Here is a 23,019-nt window from a genome sequence, read left to right on the forward strand (position 1 = left end):
CTTTTCTACAGAAAGCGGCTTTTTTTGTTTTGAAGATTTTTGCGGTCAAACTCAAAAAAACGATTAACGCAAATGATAACCACTATCATTTGATTTAATTGAGTGCTAGATTAGAGATCACTCATTACTGAATTCATCTTTTTAGCGAATCAACTTGCGGAGGTCTCCATGTTGCTATCCATCATCAGCGCACTCTTTGGACTGGTTTTGACTGAGGCTTGCCTCAAGTTAATGACCGACTTGCACTTCTCCAGCGCTGTCATCCAGATGTCGGAGGTCAGCCTCATCACCTTTACGCACCTGTTGTTTGCCATGGGCTTCATCATGCAATACCAGAGCAAACATCTGCTGCAGCTGAGTAACTTTGAGTATCAAGCGCATCAAAAATATGGCATGAAAGCCAGCGCTGGCTTTTTAGTACTGAGCCTTACTCTATTTGAGCTGCTAAAGATGCTCTAACAAGCAGACTCGGTATTATTTGAAACTAAGCGCCCCTGCTGATAATCCAACATCGCTTGGTTGATCTCCGCCATGGAGTTCATTACAAAGGGGCCATACTGCACCACCGGCTCGCCAATGGGCTTGCCCGCTAAAAGTAGCAATTTGACGTTATCAACGGCTGTCAATGCCAGTGCTTCGGCAGCGGTCAATTTCACCATCTGCTGCTGACGCACGACTTGAGAGTGGCCTTGCTCCCCAACTTGAACCTGCCCCTGATACACATACAACAGCACCTTATGCTGTGGGTTGAGTGCCAGTTGCAGCTCCGCTTGCGCATCCAATGTAATATCAAACATCCAAGGGGATGTCGCAATGCCGGTTACCGCACCTTCAACAGCCGGTTGCCAACCTTGTTGCCAGGCTTGGAATTGACCGGCAATCACCTTAACGGCGGTGCCTGAAGCTTCAGCAATCGGAATGCGTTTGGCATCAATATGACGATATTTGGCTGATACCATCTTTTGCGCCGCAGGCAAATTTACCCACAGCTGGAAGCCATGCAAACGACCAGACTCCTGCATCGGCATCTCCGAGTGCAGCACGCCTCTTCCTGCCGTCATCCACTGCACATCGCCGCTGGCCAGCTCCCCCACATTGCCCATGTGATCTTTGTGCTGCATCCGCCCCTTAAGCATGTAGGTCACGGTTTCAAAACCACGATGGGGGTGTTCTGGAAAGCCTCCGATATAGTCATCGGCGTTGTCAGAGCCAAGCTCATCCAACATCAAAAAGGGATCCATGCGAGCCATATCATTGCTATGCGCACTGCGGTTGATGCGCACGCCTGCGCCATCGGATACCGCTCTGGCCGGCCATATCTGTTCCACTTGGGCCTGTTTCAATAAAGAAATTGACTTCATGACGCCTGCCCTCCTGACGTGGCAGCACCAAAGAGCTGGTCGCGATTATGGTCACCATCAAGGGTTAACGCTGGGCCTAAAGGCACCACCCGAGTGGGGTTGATGGTGTCATGGCTGTAGTAATAATGAGTTTTGATGTGATCAAAATTCACCGTTTGAGCCACGCCTGGGTGCTGGTACAACTCCCGCAGGTAGTGAGGCAAGTGTTGGTAGTCTTCAATCCGTTTCAGGTTGCACTTAAAGTGGCCCACATAGACGGCATCGAAACGCACCAGGGTGGTAAACAGGCGCCAATCTGCTTCCGTAAGCGTATCTCCAGCTAAGTAGCGCTGTGTACCTAAGCGTTGTTCCAATTGCTCTAAAGCATCAAATAACCCGTGGAAGTGTCGCTCGTAGGCTGCCTGTGTTGTCGCAAACCCGACTTTGTAAACGCCATTGTTCACCGCATCGTATACCCACTCATTTACCGCATCGATCTCTGCACGAAGCGCTGCTGGATAGTAATCCGTTTGCACCGGCGTCAACGCGTTGAAAGCGGTGTTTAGCATGCGAATGATCTCCGAGGACTCATTGCTAACGATGCGATTGGTCTTGGTGTCCCATAAAACCGGCACCGTTACTCGGCCACTGTAATCACTTTGGGCCTTACAATACAGCTGCGCCATTGTACGAAGCCCCTCCACCGGACCACTGTCCTCGGTAAACTCCCACCCCTTGTCCAACATTTCGGCTTTGACAACGGTAACGCCAATCACAGATTCAAGCTGTTTCAACGCTCGAAAGATCAAAGTTCGATGAGCCCAAGGACAAGCCAAGGATACAAACAGATGATAGCGCCCTGCTTCAGCTGGAAACTCGCCTCCCTCACTGGCTGGAGTAATCCAGTTTCGAAACTGAGCATCAGTGCGAATGAATTCGCCGTCGCTAGACTCGGTGTCGTACCAATCCGTATGCCACTTACCTTTCACTAACAATCCCATCTGCGCATCCTCCGTTATCCTTCGTTATGTAGACATCAATTAAGACTTCGCCAATTGGTTATCCAGTGCCAGCTTGCCACCACCGCTGAATACCAAAGACAGGCTGGCCGCAAGCAGAATAAGTGCAAATTCATAACCGTTGTTGCTCACAAACAGCCCATTGCCTAGGTGAACCGTCATCGCCATCAGCATGGTAAACGCCGCCACTGCCGCAGCTGGACGAGTAAGCAATCCTAGAATCAACGCCAGCCCACCGAAAAACTCAGCACTGCCAGCCATCAGCGCCATTAGATAACCGGGGGCAAATCCCACAGATGCCATCCACTGACCGGTTGCTTCCAGGCCATAACCACCGAACCAACCAAACAGCTTCTGCGAGCCATGGGCCGCCAAAATAACGCCCAGCGGCACTCGCAATACCAGTGCGGATGCCCCAGCGTTGGACACCAGCAGCGCCTTCAGTTTACTCATGGATGCTTGGTGTCTTGCTGCGTTTGCCGTTGTCATGATGTTCTCCTTAATCTCGCTATTCACTTTCAATTTGTTGACTTGATGACAATGCATCAAATGTCGATAGAGATAAGTTTAGAGACTGGCAGCGAGAAAAAAATCGGAATAAACTAACCAATACATTCAAAATTTTTGAACAATTAAAAGTCACGATAAAACCATGTCGAATCGACTGACCCTAGAAGCCCTAGAAGTGCTTGATGCCATCGACCGCAAAGGCAGCTTTGCAGCAGCGGCAGCCACCTTGTACAAGGTGCCCTCAGCGGTGACCTACAGCATGCAAAAGCTGGAGCAGGACCTAGGCGTGACGCTATTTATTCGACAAGGACGAAAATCAATTCTGACCCCTGCAGGGCAAGCGCTATTGGCTCAGGGGCGAGAGTTGTTGGCAGCGGCAGATCGGTTGGTCGAGCAAACTCGGCAGATAGACAGCGGCTGGGAGTCCTGCCTCAACATCGCAGTGGACACCATCTTCGACATCACTGAACTGTACCCATCCTTAACTGGACTTACAGAGCAGCATCCCCAGTTGGAGCTCAATTTATACGATGAGGTGTTAGGTGGCACATGGGAAGCGCTAGTGAGCGGTCGTGTGGATCTAGCCGTAGGTGTCTCTGAGCCACCAAACCACACTCAAGGGTTTACGCTACTGCCTTTTGGCTCGGTAGAGATGGTGCCAATGGTTGCGCCAACTCATCCTTTAGCCCAACATCAAGGCATCATAAGTGACGAGCAATTGGCTCATTATCGAGCCATAGTCGTAAGAGATTCGTCCAAACAGTTACCTCCGCTAACTCGCAACCTATTAGAACGTCAACCAAGGCTGTCGGTGACGACCATCCCGCAAAAGATCAGCGCCCAGATAGCTGGGTTAGGTTGCGGCTATCTGCCACGCTGCGCCGTTCAATCCTATGTAGAGCAAGGCAGATTAGTCGAGCTGGCTACGGAATCTGGGTCTGCCATCAGCCCTCTCTACCTAGGGCACCGCAATAACCACAAAGGCCGTGCGCTCAAGTGGCTAGTTAGCGATCTACTCAAGCGAGGCTCATCCAAGCAGGGTGATAGTTAGCCCAAATGGGGATTACGCTCGGGTAACCAGTTGGCCAAGCTTATTCTGGCTCCCTAAAAGGCTAACAATGCCATTTTCCTAAATCTAGGACCTGTTTATCTTTGGTGATGAAGCTTTGGTCTAGAGTAACGGCTTTTAATCAAGGAAAACGGTTGACGGCATAGTGGTTCTACGTCGAAATCGTTTGACGCTGAGTAAAAGCCGTTAATCAGACCCCGTAGGGCGCCCTGCCCTTCTATTTGTCACCAAAATCTCACAAGAGATTAAATTCAAAACAAGAACATCCAACGGATGGCGCAAAGATGATCGCAAAAGTTCAACAGGTCCTAAATAGCACTCAAGTTAAACTATGGTATTCAGCCTAATTTGAGTGAATCTTGATGACGTTCAGATCGATAGCCGCAGTAAGCGCACTACTGTTATGCAGCCATGGTGCCCAAGCCCTGACAAAGACCATCACCATTGAGCGCAACAACATCAACCTACCCATCACCAAAGTCGAGAAAAGCGACCACCGCATAACCTGGTCTATGTTCGGCAATCGAGGGGTTGATTCCGTCGGCCTCTATTGGCTCAATCAAACCCAAGCACAACAATTGTTGGACAATGCTCACAAAGCTCGGGATCTCTACCAGCAGATCATCGATGGCGGCCACTGCCCCGACGCAGAGATCAAAAGTCGTCGTTTTGGCGAAATCAAAGCCAATGACAATCGCATCGATTTTCAGGTGATCTGCAGCAACAATAACATCTTGGTTCACTATGTGATGACCGATGAATACGTGGTGAATCTAGTCAATGACGCGGTGGAGTGGCAGGAGTTAGAACGTCTGGCGAACAGCGTATTAACTCACTACCAATAACAGCAAAAAGCCCGGCTCTTTACAGCCGGGCTTTCTAATAATGAGTTAGCGACGCTCGCTTATTCCCATTCGATGGTCGCTGGTGGCTTACCTGAGATGTCGTAAACCACACGGGAGATGCCATCAATTTCATTAATGATGCGGTTCGAAACCTTACCTAGGAAGTCATAGGGCAAGTGAGCCCAGTGGGCGGTCATAAAGTCGATGGTTTCGACTGCACGAAGGCTCACCACCCAATCGTACTTACGGCCATCGCCCATTACACCAACGGATTTCACCGGCAAGAATACGGTAAAGGCTTGGGAGACCTTGTTGTACAAGTCCGCTTTGTGCAGCTCATCGATAAAGATGGCATCGGCACGGCGCAGCAGGTCACAATACTCTTTCTTCACTTCACCCAACACGCGCACACCAAGACCAGGACCTGGGAACGGGTGACGGTAAAGCATGTTGTACGGCAAGCCCAGCTCGAGGCCAATTTTACGCACTTCATCTTTGAACAGCTCAGTTAGCGGCTCAACCAGACCCAGCTCCATATCCTCTGGCAGACCGCCAACGTTATGGTGAGACTTAATCACGTGGGCTTTGCCGGTGACAGCGCCTGCGGACTCAATCACGTCTGGGTAGATGGTGCCCTGTGCCAACCACTTCACGTTCTGGATCTTAGACGCTTCCTCATCGAACAGCTCAACGAAGGTATGGCCAATGATCTTACGCTTGGCTTCCGGATCGCTTTCGCCCTCCAGCGCTGACAGGAAGCGCTGTTCGGCGTCGACACGCACGATGTTAAGGCCAAAGTGGTCACCAAACATCTCCATCACCTGATCGCCTTCGTTCAAGCGCAGCAGGCCGTTGTCAACGAATACGCAGGTCAGTTGGTCACCAATGGCGCGGTGCAGCAACATGGCCACAACCGAGGAATCTACGCCGCCGGAGAGACCCAGAATCACTTTGTCGTCGCCCACTTTGGTTTTGATGCGCTCGATGGCGTCATCAATAATGGCCGCCGACGTCCACTTGGCATCACAGCCGCAGATGTCCAGAACAAAGTGCTCCAGCATGCGCTTGCCCTGCTTAGAGTGGGTCACCTCAGGGTGGAACTGCACACCGTAGAAACGACGAGATTCGTCAGCCATGGCCGCAAACGGACAGGTTTCGGTTTCCGCAATCTTGGTAAAGCCTTCAGGAATCGCGGTCACCTTGTCGCCGTGGCTCATCCATACGTCCAGCAGCGCATTGCCGTCATCGGCGATGGCATCTTCGATGTTGCTAAACAGCTTGGTGGCTTCCAGTACTTTCACCTGGGCGTAGCCAAATTCACGCAGCTCAGAGCCTGATACTTTACCGCCTAGCTGCTCAGCCATGGTTTGCATGCCGTAGCACACGCCCAGTACTGGCACGCCCGCATTAAATACATACTCAGGCGCACGAGGGGAATCGGCTTCGGTCACCGACTCTGGGCCACCGGAAAGCACGATGCCAGTTGGGTTGAAATCACGAATCTGCTGCTCAGATACGTCCCAGCCCCACAATTCACAGTAAACGCCGATCTCACGGATGCGGCGAGCAATCAGTTGGGTGTACTGAGAGCCGAAGTCCAAAATCAAAATGCGATGGTCATGGATGTTGGTCATCTAAATTCTCTTTATCGTTATGGGGTAGAGATAAATTTTCAGAGGTTTATCCCCGCTTCACATAAGAAGCGGGGAGTAAAAAGGCAGACTCAGTCTACCTTTTCGGAACTTAGCCCATGCGGTAGTTCGGGGCTTCCTTAGTAATGGTCACATCGTGAACGTGGCTCTCTTTGATGCCAGCGCCGCTGATGCGAACAAATTCGGCCTTAGTGCGCAGGTCGTCAATGGTGCCACAGCCAGTTAGGCCCATGCAGGAGCGCAGGCCGCCCAGTTGCTGGTGAATGATCTCTTTCAGCTTACCTTTGTAGGCGATGCGACCTTCAATGCCTTCTGGAACCAGCTTGTCCGCGGCGTTATCGCTCTGGAAGTAACGGTCTGAAGACCCTTTAGTCATGGCGCCCAGTGAGCCCATACCACGGTAGGACTTAAAGGCACGGCCTTGATAAAGTTCAATTTCACCTGGGGCTTCTTCGGTACCAGCAAACAGAGAGCCAGCCATTACCAAGCTAGCACCAGCGGCAATCGCTTTGGCCATGTCGCCAGAGTAACGGATACCACCATCGGCAATCACTGGGACGCCATACTCACTGGCCACGGAAGCGGCTTCGGATACGGCAGTGATCTGAGGCACGCCCACACCAGTAACGATACGGGTAGTACAGATAGAGCCAGGGCCAATGCCCACCTTCACCGCATCTACGCCGGCTTCAATCAAGGCCTTAGCGCCTTCTGCGGTGGCAACATTGCCGCCAATGATCTGCACGTTAGGGAAGGCTTCACGGGTTTCACGAATGCGCTGCAGTACGCCTTCGGAGTGGCCGTGGGAGGAGTCAATCAGAATGACATCAACGCCGGCTTCAACCAGAGCCGCAACGCGCTCTTCGTTGCCGCCGCCCGCACCAACCGCAGCACCAACGCGCAGGCTACCCTGCTCATCTTTACAGGCGTTAGGTTTACGCTCGGCTTTCTCAAAATCTTTTACGGTGATCAAACCCGCCAGCTGGAAAGCGTCGTTAACGACCAACACTTTCTCGATGCGGTGAGCCTGCATCAGCTGCTGAGCATCCGCCAGAGGGGAACCCTCTTTCAGAGTGACCAGTTGTTCTTTCTGAGTCATCACGTCGGAGACTTTCAAGCTCAAGTCGTTAACGAAACGAACGTCACGGCCAGTGATGATGCCCACCAATTCATTGGCTTCATTTACCACTGGGTAACCCGCAAAGCCATTCTGCTCAGAGATGACTTTCAGCTCAGCAATGGTCAGTTCAGGGGTAACGGTAACCGGATCGGCCACCATGCCCGCTTCGTACTTCTTCACCATGCGAACCTGAGCCGCTTGCTGCTCAATGCTCATGTTTTTATGGATAAAGCCGATGCCACCCTCTTGCGCCATGGCGATGGCCAGACGGCCTTCAGTCACGGTATCCATGGCTGCGGACACCATAGGAATGTTCAGACGGATGGATTTGGTCAGTTGGGTGCCAAGCTCGGCGGTATTAGGAAGCACAGTAGAGTGCGCAGGAACGAGTAGGACGTCGTCGAAGGTCAGAGCTTCTTGTTTAATTCTTAGCATGGCAACATTTCACCGGTAGGGTTGTTAGAGTTGTAAAATATTGCCGGCAAATTATAGAGATTCGGCCTTGCCTCTGCAATGCTTTATTGTTAATAATTGAGGATCACCTCAAAAATACCTACCGTTGTGTCTAACCAGATTCTCACCGTTTCCGCCCTAAATCGTCAGCTAAAAGCCGCTCTGGAACAGCAATGGAGCCGAGTTTGGCTCAGTGGCGAGATCTCCAATTTCGCCAGTCCTGGCTCGGGTCATTGGTACTTCACTCTGAAGGATGAACGCAGCCAACTTCGCTGCGCCATGTTTAGAGGACGTAATAGCCGCGTTGGCTTTAGGCCAGAAAATGGCATGCAGGTATTGGTGCGTGCCAACGTTACTCTGTACGAGCCTCGTGGCGACATGCAGCTGCTCATCGACTCGATGCAACCCGCTGGCGACGGCCTGCTCAAGCAGCAGTTTGAACAGTTAAAGATGCAATTGGCTGGCGAAGGTCTATTTGCCTCTGGCGCGAAACAAGCCATACCCAGCCACATTGAGCGTCTAGGGGTAATCACTAGCCCAACCGGCGCTGCCATCCACGATGTGCTCAGCGTGCTTCAGCGCCGCAACCCCTCTTTGGAGGTGATCATCTACCCCACCTTGGTTCAAGGTCGAGAAGCGACGCCAGCAATCTGCAGGGCCATTGAGATTGCCAATCAACGAGATGAAGTAGACTGCCTGCTGCTGACTCGCGGCGGCGGTTCGTTGGAGGATCTCTGGTGTTTTAACGAAGAGGCGGTCGCGCGTGCCATCTTTGACTCCTACCTGCCGATAGTGAGCGCCGTAGGCCACGAGGTAGACGTGACCATTGCCGATTTTGTTGCCGACCTTCGAGCCCCAACACCATCGGCGGCGGCCGAGCAACTCAGTGGTGATAACAGCCACCAGCGTCGAGAGATCGCCAACCTACAAGGGCGTTTGCAATCGGCGTTGTCACAACAGTTGCATCAACAACAGGCGAGACTGAACCTACTCGAGTCACGGCTGCAAGCCAGCCACCCCAAGCGCCAATTACAGACCTTGAGCCAGCGCTTAGACGAAGCGGAGCTCAAACTGAATTACCAGATGGAAAAGCAGTTAGGCAGCGCCTCTCAACAACTGCAGCAACTGGCCATGAGACTACAAGGGGTTCATCCTAGTCGCCAAATCGAATCTGGCCAACAACAGTTGAACAGCCTTAATGGCCGCCTGCTCCAAGGGATGAAACAGCTGCAACAAAGCAAGCACCAGCAACTGGCAAGCCAAGCACAAGCACTAAACGCCATTAGCCCCTTGGCGGTACTTGGCCGCGGCTACAGCATTTTGCAAAATCAACAGGGAGTCGCGCTAACCTCAGCAGAACAGGTAGCACTAGGGGACGAGTTGACCGCTCGCCTGCATCAGGGGCAGTTAACAGTAACCGTGACTCACCAATCCAACGACTAGTCGTCGTTGATCTCCAGCAAATATTCGGGCCGTTTAAGGCCCGGTTTGGCCCGCTTTCCAGCTTTGACCTGAGCTCCTAGCCAGATCTCCTCCCCCGTTAATCCAGGATTGTCCAACCCGGTTACGGGAAATTTCTTATAGGTTTTATTTTTATATCTTATTTTAAAACCTCTCAGCGAAACCTTAGCCTCATTACCTAAGGAAGTGACGTTTATGGAAATAGGACTAGTTCCATTTGAGGTCACTCTAAATTTGGCTTGGTGGTAGAACTGATCCACCAACTCCACATTCGTCGATCCCCCTAAAGTGCCTTTCCAAGTCAAAACTACCTTACTGCTCTTATTTGTATTTTGTATAACAGAGGGATAATGAAGCCCTTGAATTTCAGTGATAGAAACCGCCGCCATCACCGAGGAACTCACTGATAAAAGAAGAAAAAGTACAAGAGTCACCAAAACTTTCCAGCCCTGAAAATTATCTGAGTATTTTACTGTAGTATTGCGAGAGTAAATTTGTTATTAATTTATATCAAGATGTTTCATTCGTGTAACATCTTGACTTAGTGCGCTAGACAAATGGAAATTGGCCCGCAGTCGAATCCAGTGGATTTGGGGCGTAAATAACGACTTTGGGAAATTGTATTAATGAAAAAGATTGCTCTTGCAGCGGCCGCTTCTGCGGTAATCGCTACTTCAGCTATGGCTGCAGATATTACTCTTCAAGCCACTTATAACCTGATTGCTCCAATCGCTCTGTCTGAAAATACCGAACTGAGTTTTGGTGACGTTAGCGGTGCCGCTGGCTCTCAGTGTGTGCTAGACCGTGCCGGCACCGCCACCGGTGCTGGATGCTTGGGTGGCAGTGTTGCTGCCGGTAGTGTCAAAATTACTGGTGCCGCTGATGCCGCCATCACCCTGAACGTTGTCGGTTCCTCTGCCAACAACGTCACTTTCACCCCTGATTTTGACGGCACCATCAACTCCCTGACCGGTGGTGATCTGGACATCGCCATTGGCGGTACTCTGGACATTGCTGCTGGCGCGTCCGGTAGCAGCCTGGATTACACCGTAACCGTTGACTACAACTAAGCCGAACTCTGGTTCAGCCTAGTATTGCGGCTGCCTGTTGGTAGCCGCCCATGAATAATAAAAACGCCAAAAATAATAAAAACGTTAGTTGAGAAGTTTCTATGAAACACCTTCTATTGGCATTAGCCCTTCTCTGCACCCTGCCGACACAGGCAAACTTACTTATCTCTCCTCACCGGTTAGTGATCGAGCCAGGACGCGGCGACAGCGTGCTGCTGAAGAACACCTCGGGAGAGACGCAAAAGTTCGAAATCAGTCTCATCGATAAAGTCATGGATACCAATGGCCAAATCAAAACCATTGAGAGCTCCCCTCATAGCTTGAAATCAATGCTCAGGTACTCCCCTCGACGGGTGACCTTGGCCCCCGGAGAATCCCAAACCATCCGTTTGGCACTGCGGCTCAAACGGGATGCAGAAGATGGTGAATACCGCAGCCACCTGCAGATGAAGCAGATCCCGACCCCAGCGACCTTCAAAGGGCAGGACAGCGAGGAGGCGTTGCAATTTGCCATGAGGCCATTGATGGCGATGTCCATCCCCATCATCGCCCGCAAAGGTGACACTCGCCAGCAGTTGCAGTTTGAAGAACTTAGCCGCGCCCCTACCGAGCTGACATTAAAACTCAATGCTCAAGGCAATCGCTCTATCTATGGCCGACTGACCCTTCATCAGCAGCAAAACGGCGAACTGGTGGAGCTTGGCAGCAAAGAGGGCATTGTCTTTTACCGTGAAACCTTAAGCCGAGAGATTCAGATCCCTTTGAAGGCTTCGGTGAATAACGACACCCCCATAGAGCTTCATTTTAAGGAAGCGGAAGAGTACGGCGGCGACCTCGACATTCGAATTCAAATTTGAGATCCCCCTTTGTGGTCATCAGCCTGTGGCTGCTGGCCAGCTTTTCTCAAGCCTTGGGAAGTAGCATCGACATCAATCGTGCCGAGCCCTTGGTTTTACAGCTACAGTATCGTTCTCAGATTCTGAGTGATGACCTGCTGGCTTACGATCTTGACGGCGAACTCTACCTACCAATACAGCAGCTCAGTGAACTCCTAAAGCTACAAACTCTTGTGGATCTTGACCACAATCAAGTCGAGGGTCAACTTGGCCACGATGACCACTGGTTTCGGCTGCAATCGGGTTTATTAAGCCGAGCCGGGCAGCCGTACATTAAGCTCGATGGCATGCTAAACGACGATTGGGACCTGTTTATTCCAGCCCCGCAAATGGCAACTTGGTGGCAACTGGACGTCGACTACAACGCGCTCAATCAACAATTGGCACTCACCAGCCGTGTCGAATTGCCCATTGATCTTCTGTGGGCCCGACAGCAGCGGCAGCAACAACTCGAAAAGCGCCAGCAACGCCAACGGGAACCCAAACCCGAAATCAGTGCCAATGCGGCAATTGGCGATCCCAGTTTCTATGGCCAACTTAGCCTGAATCAAGATGGTAGCGATACCGATCTTAGCCTGCAGTTGGACGCCATATCCGACATCGCTCATCATCAAAGCGACCTCTACTTAGTGCTGGATGAAGACACCCATAGGCTACGTTTGGGGCTTCAAAAGCAGCTCGATACGCCACTGATGAATTTCTATCGCTTCGGCTCCATCACCAACCAAGCCAGCCCGTTACTCTTTGGTGGTCAACTGGGCTGGGGGGCCAGCCTCTCTCAGGGCGACAGCCTAGGTGCCGATGACATCAGTACCATTTTACTGGAAGGCCCAGCGCCTATTGGCTGGGACGCAGAGCTCTATCGCAATGGCGCACTGCTGGACGCCCAGCGCATCAACTCCGAAGGACGCTATCGATTTGAGCAGGTTCCCCTGTATCTAGGCAGCAACCGCTTCGTGATCGAGCTTTACGGGCCAAATGGCGAGCGGCAGCAGCTCAGTTTCGACAGGCCGGTAGACACCAGCATCTTGAAACAAGGAGAGCAGCAGTGGCAGCTAAGCGCCCTTAAAAGGGAAGATAACCAAGGCATAGAGTCGCAGTTTAACTGGGGAATGGGGCTATCAGAGCAGTGGAGCCTGCAGTTAGGGCTGGCTCAGCAAAACCTTGATCACCGTGGCGGAGGAAGCTACGTCAGCGCGGTACTGTCTGGTCAACTGTTTAATACCCTGAGCCAATTTCGATTTATCGAGCAATTAGCGCAAGGTTATGCGCTGGAATTTAGCTCTCAAGGCTACCTTGGTGATTGGAACTGGCAATTCAATGCCGATTACCTCTCCGATTTTGACAGTAGCGTAGAACTCCATGAAGCCAACCAGTGGCGCTGGAACACCCGGCTGTTCGGCTATTGGCAACAATTAGGCTGGCAATTCGAGGCCGAAGGAGAATCGGGTAACTACACCAACACCACAGTGCAAACCCAAGGACGTTCCAAGCTTGGAAACTGGGTGCATCGCCTACTTTGGCAAGATCATCAGCACAGTAAAATCACCCAGCAATTCACCCTATCTGGCCGAGCGAACAAAGTCAGAATTCGCGGCAGCGCCGATCTCTCCTGGCAACCGGAGTTCGAATTGGCTCGAGTTGGCGTCAATCTCAACTACCCCTTGAGTCAACGTAACTCCGCCGCCACCGAGCTTAGCTACCTGCCGACCACCAAAGGGAAATGGTTTCTGTCCCAATACCTTAATTATCAGTTTCCCAAATGGTTGTTTAGTGTAAGCCTCAGTGGCAATGACGAGGACTACCTCGCCCGCATGGAGCTTAGCACTGGTTCCCTGTGGCAGACCGGCAACAACCAATGGCATTGGTCAGCCCAAGACTTAACCACCCAAGGGGCCATGGAGATCACCGCTTATTGGGATCAAAATGGTGATGGTCACCAAAATGAGGATGAACCGGGACTGGCGGGCATCGGCTTTCGCTGCAGTGGCTGCAAACCGCAAAGCGAAACCGATAATAACGGCAAACTGCTGCTGACGGATCTGCCCGCTGACAGCACCATTCGTCTCGCGCTGATCGAAGCCAGCTTACCCGATCCCTTTATGAAGGCCTCATTTGTCACCAAACACCTGCAGCTACACAGTGGTTTGGTCGAACGGATCAGTTTGGCGGTGGTCATGACCAGCGAAATTGAAGGGCGAGTAATGATGACGACGGCAGCCCGTGAAGAGGTTGCAGCCAAAGGGATGGAAGTTCGACTATTTCGCACAGAAAATGGGGCTCTACAAAGCCGTGGAGTTATTGATTTTGATGGCGTTTTTGTTCTCGACGGCATCCCACCTGGCGCCTACGAACTCGAACTGAGAAACCATCGATATCCAGTCACTCTCTCTGCAGATGGCGAAATTGTGAGCTTAGGCACAATCTACCTACCTCAGCAATAAGTAGAATCGTCTACACTCTTCCTGTGGAAGACGTGGAGACCGCTGATTGTGCCCTTATGGCTGCTGACCACCTTGACCTTACAGGCCAATTTTCAACTGGTGATGCCAGAATCACTGCAGGTGGAAGCGCTGCTTCAGCCGCAAGCTGATGCCCGTTCAGACCGGCAGATCTCCGTTCGGGAGATCCAGTCCACCCCAATGCCCTTACCTTCCGCGCCGAAACGCGCCAAGGCAAACACGCCACCCAGCACTCGCACCTACATTCAGGTAGATTACCTGTAGACACAAAAAAACGAGCCGTTAGGCTCGTTTCTTCTTAAGTTCACTTAGCGACGATTACGCAGATGGGCAACCACGCGTTTACGCTTCTTCAGATCGTCTCCGCTTAATTTCTTGCGGCGACCATCGAACGGGTTGGCGCCTTCCTGGAACTGAATCCGAATTGGGCTACCCATGATCTTTAGCGACTTGCGGTAGTAGTTCATCAGGTAACGCTTATAGGAATCAGGCAGATCCTTAACCTGGTTACCGTGCACCACCACAATTGGTGGGTTGTAACCGCCCGCGTGGGCGTATTTCAGCTTAATACGACGACCGTGGGACATCGGAGGCTGGTGATCGTCTACCGCCATCTTCATGATCTTAGTCAGTACCGAGGTGCTGTGGCGCTGAGTGGCACCAGCATACGCTTCTTGAACCGACTCAAACAGGTGACCGACGCCAGTACCGTGCAATGCGGAGATGAAGTGCACTCGGGAAAAGTCGATGAAGCCCAAACGGCGGTCAAGCTCACGCTTGATCTCTTCACGGACGTCGTTAGACAGCCCATCCCACTTGTTCACCGCCAGCACCAGTGCTCGGCCTGCGTTCAGGGTAAAGCCCAGTAGCGACAGATCTTGATCGGAAATGCCTTCACGAGCGTCAATGGTCAGCAATACCACGTTGGCTTCTTCAATGGCTTTAAGCGTCTTGATCACCGAGAACTTCTCAACGGTCTCATGCACTTTACCGCGACGACGAACGCCAGCGGTGTCGATCAGTACATAGTCACGGCCATCACGCTCCATCGGGATAAAGACCGAATCGCGAGTGGTACCGGGCATGTCGTACACCACCACACGCTCTTCACCCAAGATGCGGTTGGTCAGGGTTGACTTGCCCACGTTAGGACGACCGACAATGGCCAGTTTAATTGGCTGATCCTGTAAACGCTTAGCCTGCGCTTCCGCATCCTCTTCGGTGAAGGTCTCCTCCACGTCAGCAAACTCGTCATGCTCATCGTCAGCGCGGTCTTCATCGCCGACGAACTGCTCCACGAACGGTTCCAACGCCAAGTTGATCAGCTGAGAGATGCCTCGGTTTTGTGCGGCGGCGATCTGGTAGATCTCCCCCAACCCTAAGGCGTAGAACTCACCCACGGCAGAATCGGCATCGATGCCATCGGTTTTGTTGGCCACCAAAAATACGTCTTTCTGCTGGCTACGCAGATGCTGAGCGATGGCCTGATCCGCGGCGGTCAAGCCAGCACGGGCGTCCACAAGGAACAGGACTACGTCGGCTTCGTCGATGGCCGCCAGCGATTGCTCGGCCATCTTAGTTTCGATGCCCTCTTCGGTGCCATCGATACCACCGGTATCCACCACAATAAATTCGTGCTCACCCAGTTTGGACTGGCCGTACTTACGATCACGAGTCAAACCGGGAAAGTCTGCCACCAGCGCATCCCGCGTGCGGGTCAGACGGTTAAATAGGGTCGATTTGCCCACATTCGGACGCCCAACCAGGGCTACCACTGGCATCATGGTGAAAACCTCTCAAATAAAAACGCCCCCAAGATTGGGGGCGCAGTAGTTTAGCAGCGACTTACTGAATTGTCACCACGGCAATGCGACCACCTCGAGTCTGAACGTAGACTTTATCGTCCACCACCAGAGGCTGAGTGTAGATGCCCGAGCCATCGATCTGAATGCGACCAACCAGCTCTCCGCTATCGCGGCGCAGCATGTGCAAGTAACCTTCGAAGTCGCCTACCAGCAGATAATCGCCATAGACGGCCGGACCGGTCACCACCCGGCCAGTCAACTGGGAGTTTGCCCAGTTTTCCAAACCATTTTGGCGATCCACTGAGTACACCGCACCGTCGCTGTCGGTCAGGAACAGATCATTGCCCTGCAGCGCCAGAGGTGAGAAAGAGGAGTACTGACGCTTCCACTTAATCTGGCCGTTACGAAGCTCAACCGCCGCAAGGTTGCCATTGAAAGCACTGGCGTACACCGTACTACCCAAAATCAACGGTTTGCTGTCTACGTCTACCACGTTATCCAGTTCGCTAGAGCCACTGGCTTCCGCTAGGCGCGCTTCCCAAATTGGAGCACCCTGCTCTGAGAATACCGCGACCAATTTACCGTCAGCTGAACCTAACAGCGCCGCCCCTTGGCTGGCGTTGATGCCACTGGTACCACGAAGCACCAAGGATGGCATGGTCAATTCATAGGTCCACTTGGCTTCGCCGGTTTCCGCATCAAAAGCCTGCACCTTGCCCGAGCCGGTGTTCACAACTACGTAGCCGTCAACGACCGCCGGATCCGACAGCAGTTCGCCTCGGGTATCGGCTCGCCATGACAGCTCGCCGGTTTCTTGGTCGAGTGCGAACAGCACGCCATTCTCACTGCCGATGTAAACTCGGTTAAAGCCGTGGCTGATGCCCGCAGACAAGCGTGCACCGTTGTTCTTCACCAAGGCGCCTTCGGCAAATATTCGGCGCAGGTTCTGGCTCCACAGCTTTTTGCCGCTTTCCTGATCGTATGCGCTAACTAGGCCAAAACGTTCGGCAACAAACACCTTACCGTAGCCCACATCCGGAGACAGGCTTGACCAATAGTCGCCCACACCATCACCGTCACTGGCTTGCCACAACACCTTGGCTGAGACGCTAGAGCTAATCTCTGGCAATGGCGACACCTGAATGCCGATCTCTTCCTCATCGTTAGAGGAACAACCAGCCAGGGCGACCATCATGAGTCCGGCCAGCAATCCTTTTCTTGCACCCATCAGACTCATCCTTAGTTGGCCAGATCGTCAATCTTCATTTGTAGCTCTTGGCTACCGCCCGCAGCCTGAGCCGCTAGGTACGCTTCTCGAGCGCCAGCAAGATCGCCCTTTTGGCGCAGCAGATCGCCTTTAAGTTCATTGGTTTGCGCACTCAGCGCTTCGTTATCAATGCCCGCCAGGGTGGCTAAAGCCTCGTCCATTTTAGACTGAGCACCTTGCACCTTGGCCAGACGCAACTGAACCAGACCTTTAAAGTCGGCATCAATGGTGGCGAGAACCTCGGTCAAGTAGGTTTCTGCTTGTGACAGGTTGCCGGCATCAGCAGCCGCCTTAGCCAGAGTCAACGTAGCCAGATCCGCGTACGCGCTGCTGCCGTGAGCCAGTTTCAGCTCTTCAACCGCCTTGGTCATCTGATCGGTGGCACCCACCTGATTCATGGCAGATTCAAATGCTGCCGAAGCCGCTTCCGCTTGTTCACGCTGATAGTCTTGGTAGGTGTTCCAGCCAAACAGACCTGCTAGGCCAATGGCGGCACCACCAATGATGGAGTTACCGTACTCTTTCCAAAACGACTTAATCGCTTCGACTTGTTGTTCTTCGGTGCTGTAGATTTCCACTTGGACTATCCCCTTAAGCCTTAATCAGGTTTAACAAGGTCGCTGCCAGCTCATCACGGCTAACTTGCGCCTGTTCACCTTCGGTGCGCAGTGGTTTAACCGTCACTACGCCTTGTTGTAGTTCATCTTCGCCGATGATCAGTGCCACCAAAGCACCGCTCTTATCAGCGCGTTTCATCTGTTTCTTAAAGTTACCGCCGCCGCAGTGAGTCATCACTTTCAGGCCAGCCTCGCTACGCAACTGCTGCGACAGTGCCATGGCACTGCTCAGGGTGCCTTGACCCATGGCGCACACGTAACAATCAACGCCACTTGGTAGTGCATCGAATTTACCCAGGGTATCCAGTAGCAAAACCAAACGCTCAATACCGGAAGCAAAACCAACGGCAGGTGTGTCTTTCCCGCCTAACTGGCCAACCAAGCCGTCGTAACGACCGCCAGCCAACACGGTTCCCTGGGAGCCGAGGCTCTCGGTAATCCACTCGAAAACGGTGTGGTTATAGTAATCCAAACCACGAACCAAACGAGGGTTTACTCGGTATTCGATGCCAGCAGCGTCCAGCAGTTCACATAAAACTGAAAAATGTTGCTTGGATTCCTCGCCGAGGTAGTCCATCAGCGCTGGCGCATCCGCCAGCAGAGCCTGAACACCTTGATCTTTGGAGTCCAAAACTCGCAGTGGGTTTGAGTACATACGGCGCTGGCTGTCTTCATCCAGCTGCGCCTTGTGCTGCTCCAAGAAGGCCACCAACGCATCACGGTAAGCGGCACGCTCGTCGCTGCTGCCCAGAGTGTTAATCTCAAGGCGAACCTGATCTTCAATGCCCAAACGCTTCCACAGCTGTGCAGACATCATCAGCACTTCGGCATCGGCATCCGCACTGCCTAGGCCATACACTTCCACACCAAACTGGTGGAACTGACGGTAGCGACCTTTCTGAGGGCGTTCGTGACGGAACATCGGCCCCATGTACCACAGACGCTGTTCCTGGTTGTAGAGCAAACCATGTTGATTACCCGCACGTACCGTCGACGCCGTTCCTTCAGGGCGCAGAGTCAGAGAATCACCATTGCGATCTTCAAAGGTGTACATCTCTTTCTCAACGATGTCGGTGACTTCGCCGATGGCGCGCTTAAACAATCCGGTCATTTCGACGATTGGCGTGCGGATCTCTTGGTAACCAAAGCTGCCGACGGTATCACGCAGTGCCGCTTCAACCCATTGCCATTTCACCGTATCTTGCGGAAGGCAATCGTTCATGCCGCGAATCGCTTGAATCTGTTTGCTCACAATACTCTCTTTAATAAAGTAAAACCCCGTAGGGTGAGCTGGATAAAGCCAAACTCACCTTCACGAGGTGTTAGAACCTAAATTTAAATCTCTTTGACGTCAATCTGCTGTTGCTTGATGGCAACCTGCTTGCGGATACGCTCTTCCAATAGTTCAATCAGCTTGTCGTTATCCAGACGTTCTTTTTGACGTTGACCATCCACATAGAAACCGCTCTTGCGATTGCTGCCAGCTAGGCCCAAATCGGACACTAAGGCTTCGCCAGGACCGTTAACCACACAACCGATGATGGATACGTCCATGGCCGTGGTCACGTCTTCCAGACGCTGCTCCAGCTCATTTACCGTTGCGATCACATCAAACTCCTGACGGGAGCACGACGGGCAGGCGATAAAGTTGATGCCACGGGAGCGAATGCGCAGGCTTTTCAAAATATCGAAGCCCACTTTGACCTCTTCTACCGGATCAGCAGCCAAGGACACTCGCAGAGTATCGCCAATGCCTTCATTTAGCAGCATTCCTAAACCGATGGCAGACTTCACCGCGCCAGCACGTTGGCCACCCGCTTCGGTAATGCCAAGGTGAATCGGCTGTTCGATCTCTTTTGACAGCAGACGGTAGGCGTCCACCGCAAGGAATACGTCTGAGGCTTTCACGCTGACTTTGAAGTTATCGAACTCAAAATCACGCAAAATCTGTACGTGGCGCATGGCTGACTCAACCAGAGCCGCCGGCGTGGGTTCGCCGTACTTCTCTTGAATGTCTTTTTCCAAAGACCCAGCGTTGACGCCGATACGAATTGGAATGTTGCGCTCTTTAGCGGCATCCACCACCGCTTTGATGCGTTCCTGATTACCGATATTACCAGGATTGATTCGCAGGCAATCGGCACCATATTCGGCCACCTTCAAGGCGATGCGATAATCAAAGTGAATATCGGCCACCAGAGGCAGGTTGACCCGCTGCTTGATCGCTTTAAAGGCCTCCGCCGCTTCCATGGTGGGCACGGATACGCGCACGATATCAGCACCAGCGCGCTCAATGGCTTCAATCTGAGCGACAGTTGCATCCACATCGGTAGTGCGAGTATTGGTCATTGACTGCACCGAGATTGGCGCACCGCCGCCCACAGGGACGTTCCCCACCATTACCTGGCGAGTTGGACGACGTTTAATTGGGGATTCGTGTTGCATGGGAAACCTTAATTAGACAACGTGAGGTTAGCAACTTTGCCAGGGCGGTAACGGGACATGTCCACTGCTTTACCATTTAAGGACAGAGCCACGGTTTCTGGCGCGCCTAGCTTAACTTTAAACGGCCCAGAACCGGTGATCTCGGTCTGATAGCCTTGCAGCTTCAACCCTTCCACGAGGGTGTTACCATCGGCGTCACGAACCAACATCCAGCAATCACCACTTAAACTAAGGCTTAAGGTGTCATGAGCCACAACTGGCTCTGCAGGTGCATCGATTTGAGCTTCTGCCGCTGCTAAGGTGGTATCGATCACCTCCGCCACTGGCTCACTGACTTCAAGAGCACTGATTTGCGGAGCACTGGACTGAGAGTCGGCAGTACTGGTTTCAGGCTCAGCGGCGGTTTCCACCTCGGTGATCACCGGCATTTCGGCCTCTTGAGACGCGGCTGGCTCAACGGAGTCAGTTGTCTGCTCAGGCTGGGCCTTAGCCACTTGAATGGTTGGTTGCTGCAACACCGGTTGTGCTGCAGGCTCAGTCACCTGCGCTTGCTCTTCCACCGCAGGTAAGCTTAGCTGTGAAGTCAGCTCGCTCAACGGCTGCGGTTTCGACAGCCACCACCACACCAAAAGCCCGATCAGAGCCAGAGCGATCACCCAGGTGATCAACATCCAGCGACTGTCTCGCTGCTGTTTGCTGGTGCGTTTGGAGAAACTTTGCATTACCGTCGGCTTATCTTCGATGTGAATCGATGCCAAAGCGTCAACGATCTGTTGTTCAGATACGCCCACTAAGCGAGCGTAATTGCGGACATAGCCGCGAAGATAGGTGGATGACGAGTTGGATTCGTAATCATCGGCTTCAATGCCTTCGATCACCGAGCGGCGCAAACTTAAGCGTTGCGCCACCTGCTGGGTTGTCATCCCTTTTGCTTCCCGAGCCGCTTTCAATAGCGGCCCTGGCGTGTTCACCTTTGCTTCTTCTTGTTGTTGGTGTTGCTCGATATCGTTCATTGGTAATTCTTTGCCCGGTATGCTTTAGCTTGTTTCGAGTCTGGATAATCCAGCAACAACCGCGCACCAAAGTGGCGAGCAGTCTGGCGGCGCTCGGCCGCTATGGCGATCTCTACCCCAAGCCAGAGGGAAGAGGCCGTCGCTGGCGAAACAGCGTGAAATTGTGCCAACGCCTCACCGGCATCGTCAAAACGCTTCTGAGAAAGCGACAATTCTGCCAGTTCTAGCCAAATGCTGGTGCGATTGGGATCATACTTTAACGCCCTCCCAAAATATCGCTCAGCATCGTTAACCTGCCCCGCCTGCAGTGCGCAGCGAGCCAAATTTTCATAAGTGCTTCCCTGTTGCCGATAGTGAGGCTGATTGACCGCCAGCAATAGCTGCTCTTGGGCCGCCTCGTAACGTTTCTCTCGGCAGAGGAACACACCGTAGTTATTTCGTAGATCTGCGCTATCTGGAGCACGTTTCAGAGCAGTTAAGTAGCTTTGAGTTGCCCCATCAACGTCTCCGACCTGCTCAAAATAGAGCGCCGCTGCCAGCAGCAACGATTCTGAATCTGGGTCTAGCGCTTCGGCCCGTTCTAAATTCGCCTTAGCTTGGGAGTACTGACCACGCTCCATGTAGGCCATAGCCAGTGCCACCCGCTCCGCAGCGACTCGCTGCGGCTGATCAGTTTCGCGTACCACAGGTTGTCCATCAAGTGTGGTCTGACTTACGCAAGCGCTGAGCAGTAATATCACCACCGCCAATCCTGTGCGCATGGTGCCTCCAACTGAAATAGGTAGTCTCAGTTAGTTCATTTTTACTGAAATTTGTTCACCATGCATGCGTTTTTTTAGCATTCGCTTGGTGCGGTCGCGAACATCACCGACCAATTGCCCGCAAGCGGCGTCAATATCGTCGCCACGAGTCTTACGTACAATAACGGTATAGCCCTTCTCCATCAATACTTTAGAAAAGCGATCAATGCGCGAGTTAGAACTTTTACCGTACGGGCTGCCCGGATAAGGGTTAAATGGAATCAGGTTGATCTTACATGGCGTGTCTTTCATCAATTCCGCCAATTCATGGGCCTGTTCCATGCTGTCATTGATGTGATCCAGCATCACGTACTCAACGGTAACGCGGCCTTTATTGGCAAACGACTTACCTAGGTAGCCACGCACGGACGCCAAAAACTGCTGAATGTTGTACTTTTTATTGACCGGAACCAGCTCGTTACGCAGCTCATCATTTGGGGCATGCAAGCTGATCGCCAGCGCTACGTCGATCTGATCCCCCAGCTTATCCAGAGCCGGAACCACACCGGAGGTCGATAGCGTCACGCGGCGCTTAGACAGACTGAAGCCTAAATCATCCAACATCAGGTTCATCGCTGGAATCACATTGGAAACGTTTAGCAATGGTTCGCCCATGCCCATCATCACAACGTTGGTGATAGGGCGCTGTTTCGAGTCATTAGTAAAGCCTAAATATTTGGCCACGCGCCAAACCTGGCCGATGATCTCAGCGGTAGTCAGGTTGCGGTTAAAGCCCTGCTGAGCCGTGGAGCAGAAGCTGCATTCCAGAGCACAACCAATCTGAGACGACACGCACAGAGTGGCGCGATCGTCCTCAGGGATGTAAACGGTTTCCACTTCCTGACCATTACCCACATCGATGGCGAACTTGATGGTGCCATCGCTGGAATGTTGACTGTCGGCGATCTGCGGCGCTTCGATGATCGCCATTTCGGACAGCTTTGCACGCAACCCTTTGTTCAGGTTGGTCATCTGTTCGAAGTCATCCTGACCGAAATGATAGATCCACTTCATTAGCTGATCGGCACGGAACGGCTTTTCACCAATCTCGGCAAAAAAAGCACGCAGTCCTTGGCGATCCAAATTCAGTAGGTTGACCTTTTCAGTCATCAGATTACTCCTCGATTCTAGCCCGAAAAATGGCGCGCAATTGTACAGGCATCTCGGTAATAAAG

General features: G+C 52.5%; 22 protein-coding genes. 8 read left to right on the forward strand and 14 right to left on the reverse strand.

The features are described from left to right. Window positions 1–168: 168 nt before the first annotated feature. Window positions 169–459: a hypothetical protein gene (locus tag FCL42_RS11170; protein ID WP_136863506.1), complete on the forward strand. Its 291-nt coding sequence runs from the start codon at window positions 169–171 to the stop codon at window positions 457–459. On the opposite strand, the gene FCL42_RS11175 is transcribed toward FCL42_RS11170, so the two are convergent. From FCL42_RS11175 to FCL42_RS11185, 3 genes are read right to left on the reverse strand one after another with little or no spacing between them, the layout of a single operon-like run. Next, on the reverse strand, window positions 456–1,361 hold the full coding sequence (locus tag FCL42_RS11175) for a pirin family protein (RefSeq protein ID WP_136863507.1): 906 nt from the start codon (window positions 1,359–1,361) through the stop codon (window positions 456–458). The genes FCL42_RS11170 and FCL42_RS11175 overlap by 4 nt on opposite strands. Beyond that, window positions 1,358–2,341: a glutathione S-transferase family protein gene (locus tag FCL42_RS11180; RefSeq protein ID WP_136863508.1), complete on the reverse strand. Its 984-nt coding sequence runs from the start codon at window positions 2,339–2,341 to the stop codon at window positions 1,358–1,360. Before FCL42_RS11180 ends, FCL42_RS11175 begins: the two co-directional genes overlap by 4 nt. 39 nt (window positions 2,342–2,380) lie before the next feature. Further along, window positions 2,381–2,848, reverse strand: coding sequence for a DoxX family protein (locus FCL42_RS11185; protein ID WP_456071350.1), 468 nt, complete (start codon window positions 2,846–2,848; stop codon window positions 2,381–2,383). A gap of 163 nt (window positions 2,849–3,011) precedes the next feature. On the opposite strand from FCL42_RS11185, the gene FCL42_RS11190 reads away from it, so the two are divergent. After that, window positions 3,012–3,920, forward strand: a complete 909-nt coding sequence (locus FCL42_RS11190) for a LysR substrate-binding domain-containing protein (protein ID WP_136863509.1) — start codon at window positions 3,012–3,014, stop codon at window positions 3,918–3,920. A 380-nt stretch (window positions 3,921–4,300) separates the two neighbouring features. Continuing rightward, window positions 4,301–4,783 carry a hypothetical protein gene (locus tag FCL42_RS11195; protein WP_136863510.1) on the forward strand — a complete coding sequence of 161 codons (483 nt, stop codon included), beginning with the start codon at window positions 4,301–4,303 and terminating at the stop codon, window positions 4,781–4,783. A 59-nt stretch (window positions 4,784–4,842) separates the two neighbouring features. Here the strand turns inward: FCL42_RS11195 and guaA are convergent, their stop codons facing one another. Next, window positions 4,843–6,417: a glutamine-hydrolyzing GMP synthase gene (guaA, locus tag FCL42_RS11200; RefSeq protein WP_136863511.1), complete on the reverse strand. Its 1,575-nt coding sequence runs from the start codon at window positions 6,415–6,417 to the stop codon at window positions 4,843–4,845. A gap of 109 nt (window positions 6,418–6,526) precedes the next feature. Continuing rightward, entirely contained in the window at window positions 6,527–7,990 is a 1,464-nt protein-coding gene (gene guaB, locus FCL42_RS11205) for an IMP dehydrogenase (RefSeq protein ID WP_136863512.1), read from the reverse strand. Window positions 7,991–8,116: 126 nt separating this feature from the next. On the opposite strand from guaB, the gene xseA reads away from it, so the two are divergent. After that, window positions 8,117–9,451: an exodeoxyribonuclease VII large subunit gene (gene xseA, locus FCL42_RS11210; RefSeq protein WP_169308368.1), complete on the forward strand. Its 1,335-nt coding sequence runs from the start codon at window positions 8,117–8,119 to the stop codon at window positions 9,449–9,451. On the opposite strand, the gene FCL42_RS11215 is transcribed toward xseA, so the two are convergent. Then, a complete protein-coding gene (locus FCL42_RS11215) occupies window positions 9,448–9,903 on the reverse strand; it encodes a hypothetical protein (protein ID WP_136863513.1) in 456 nt (151 codons plus the stop codon). The genes xseA and FCL42_RS11215 overlap by 4 nt on opposite strands. A 192-nt stretch (window positions 9,904–10,095) precedes the next feature. On the opposite strand from FCL42_RS11215, the gene FCL42_RS11220 reads away from it, so the two are divergent. The 4 genes from FCL42_RS11220 (at window position 10,096) to FCL42_RS11235 (ending at window position 14,161) form a co-directional block, all read left to right on the forward strand. Next, window positions 10,096–10,539, forward strand: a complete 444-nt coding sequence (locus FCL42_RS11220) for a DUF4402 domain-containing protein (RefSeq protein ID WP_136863514.1) — start codon at window positions 10,096–10,098, stop codon at window positions 10,537–10,539. Window positions 10,540–10,640: 101 nt separating this feature from the next. Beyond that, window positions 10,641–11,396, forward strand: coding sequence for a fimbrial biogenesis chaperone (locus tag FCL42_RS11225; RefSeq protein WP_136863515.1), 756 nt, complete (start codon window positions 10,641–10,643; stop codon window positions 11,394–11,396). Next, window positions 11,393–13,879, forward strand: coding sequence for a hypothetical protein (locus tag FCL42_RS11230; RefSeq protein ID WP_136863516.1), 2,487 nt, complete (start codon window positions 11,393–11,395; stop codon window positions 13,877–13,879). Before FCL42_RS11225 ends, FCL42_RS11230 begins: the two co-directional genes overlap by 4 nt. A 48-nt stretch (window positions 13,880–13,927) precedes the next feature. Next, a complete protein-coding gene (locus tag FCL42_RS11235) occupies window positions 13,928–14,161 on the forward strand; it encodes a hypothetical protein (protein WP_136863517.1) in 234 nt (77 codons plus the stop codon). A gap of 44 nt (window positions 14,162–14,205) precedes the next feature. Here FCL42_RS11235 and der read toward each other — a convergent pair whose 3' ends face one another. The 8 genes from der to FCL42_RS11275 all read right to left on the reverse strand — a co-directional run bounded on the left by der (window position 14,206) and on the right by FCL42_RS11275 (window position 22,954). Then, window positions 14,206–15,681, reverse strand: a complete 1,476-nt coding sequence (der, locus tag FCL42_RS11240) for a ribosome biogenesis GTPase Der (protein WP_136863518.1) — start codon at window positions 15,679–15,681, stop codon at window positions 14,206–14,208. A gap of 61 nt (window positions 15,682–15,742) precedes the next feature. Further along, complete coding sequence (gene bamB / locus FCL42_RS11245; protein WP_229359844.1) at window positions 15,743–16,930, reverse strand: outer membrane protein assembly factor BamB; 1,188 nt, start codon at window positions 16,928–16,930, stop codon at window positions 15,743–15,745. A gap of 11 nt (window positions 16,931–16,941) precedes the next feature. Continuing rightward, a complete protein-coding gene (locus FCL42_RS11250; protein WP_136863519.1) occupies window positions 16,942–17,547 on the reverse strand; it encodes a YfgM family protein in 606 nt (201 codons plus the stop codon). Window positions 17,548–17,560: 13 nt separating this feature from the next. After that, window positions 17,561–18,838 (reverse strand): histidine--tRNA ligase, encoded by a 1,278-nt coding sequence (gene hisS, locus FCL42_RS11255; RefSeq protein ID WP_136863520.1) that lies wholly within the window; start codon window positions 18,836–18,838, stop codon window positions 17,561–17,563. Between the two features lie 83 nt (window positions 18,839–18,921). Further along, window positions 18,922–20,031, reverse strand: a complete 1,110-nt coding sequence (ispG, locus tag FCL42_RS11260) for a flavodoxin-dependent (E)-4-hydroxy-3-methylbut-2-enyl-diphosphate synthase (RefSeq protein ID WP_136863521.1) — start codon at window positions 20,029–20,031, stop codon at window positions 18,922–18,924. A gap of 8 nt (window positions 20,032–20,039) precedes the next feature. Further along, complete coding sequence (gene rodZ, locus FCL42_RS11265) at window positions 20,040–21,044, reverse strand: cytoskeleton protein RodZ (protein WP_136863522.1); 1,005 nt, start codon at window positions 21,042–21,044, stop codon at window positions 20,040–20,042. Beyond that, the gene (pilW, locus tag FCL42_RS11270) at window positions 21,041–21,805 is read right to left on the reverse strand and encodes a type IV pilus biogenesis/stability protein PilW (protein ID WP_136863523.1); all 765 of its coding nucleotides are present in this window, start codon (window positions 21,803–21,805) and stop codon (window positions 21,041–21,043) included. Before pilW ends, rodZ begins: the two co-directional genes overlap by 4 nt. Window positions 21,806–21,835: 30 nt before the next feature. Continuing rightward, window positions 21,836–22,954, reverse strand: a complete 1,119-nt coding sequence (locus tag FCL42_RS11275; RefSeq protein ID WP_407644373.1) for a bifunctional tRNA (adenosine(37)-C2)-methyltransferase TrmG/ribosomal RNA large subunit methyltransferase RlmN — start codon at window positions 22,952–22,954, stop codon at window positions 21,836–21,838. Window positions 22,955–23,019 lie beyond the last annotated feature (65 nt).

This window comes from Ferrimonas aestuarii, assembly GCF_005116665.1.
Lineage (GTDB): Bacteria > Pseudomonadota > Gammaproteobacteria > Enterobacterales > Shewanellaceae > Ferrimonas > Ferrimonas aestuarii.

Bases quoted from the DNA above. Each gene is read 5' to 3' on its own strand.
- pilW (WP_136863523.1), bottom strand. From the start codon at position 21,805: ATGCGCACAGGATTGGCGGTGGTGATATTACTGCTCAGCGCTTGCGTA.
- FCL42_RS11170 (WP_136863506.1), top strand. From the start codon at position 169: ATGTTGCTATCCATCATCAGCGCACTCTTTGGACTGGTTTTGACTGAG.
- ispG (WP_136863521.1), bottom strand. From the start codon at position 20,031: ATGCAACACGAATCCCCAATTAAACGTCGTCCAACTCGCCAGGTAATG.
- guaA (WP_136863511.1), bottom strand. From the start codon at position 6,417: ATGACCAACATCCATGACCATCGCATTTTGATTTTGGACTTCGGCTCT.
- FCL42_RS11185 (WP_456071350.1), bottom strand. From the start codon at position 2,848: ATGACAACGGCAAACGCAGCAAGACACCAAGCATCCATGAGTAAACTG.
- bamB (WP_229359844.1), bottom strand. From the start codon at position 16,930: ATGGGTGCAAGAAAAGGATTGCTGGCCGGACTCATGATGGTCGCCCTG.
- FCL42_RS11180 (WP_136863508.1), bottom strand. From the start codon at position 2,341: ATGGGATTGTTAGTGAAAGGTAAGTGGCATACGGATTGGTACGACACC.
- FCL42_RS11175 (WP_136863507.1), bottom strand. From the start codon at position 1,361: ATGAAGTCAATTTCTTTATTGAAACAGGCCCAAGTGGAACAGATATGG.
- FCL42_RS11275 (WP_407644373.1), bottom strand. From the start codon at position 22,954: ATGACTGAAAAGGTCAACCTACTGAATTTGGATCGCCAAGGACTGCGT.
- FCL42_RS11220 (WP_136863514.1), top strand. From the start codon at position 10,096: ATGAAAAAGATTGCTCTTGCAGCGGCCGCTTCTGCGGTAATCGCTACT.
- rodZ (WP_136863522.1), bottom strand. From the start codon at position 21,044: ATGAACGATATCGAGCAACACCAACAACAAGAAGAAGCAAAGGTGAAC.
- FCL42_RS11225 (WP_136863515.1), top strand. From the start codon at position 10,641: ATGAAACACCTTCTATTGGCATTAGCCCTTCTCTGCACCCTGCCGACA.
- guaB (WP_136863512.1), bottom strand. From the start codon at position 7,990: ATGCTAAGAATTAAACAAGAAGCTCTGACCTTCGACGACGTCCTACTC.
- FCL42_RS11195 (WP_136863510.1), top strand. From the start codon at position 4,301: ATGACGTTCAGATCGATAGCCGCAGTAAGCGCACTACTGTTATGCAGC.
- der (WP_136863518.1), bottom strand. From the start codon at position 15,681: ATGATGCCAGTGGTAGCCCTGGTTGGGCGTCCGAATGTGGGCAAATCG.
- FCL42_RS11190 (WP_136863509.1), top strand. From the start codon at position 3,012: ATGTCGAATCGACTGACCCTAGAAGCCCTAGAAGTGCTTGATGCCATC.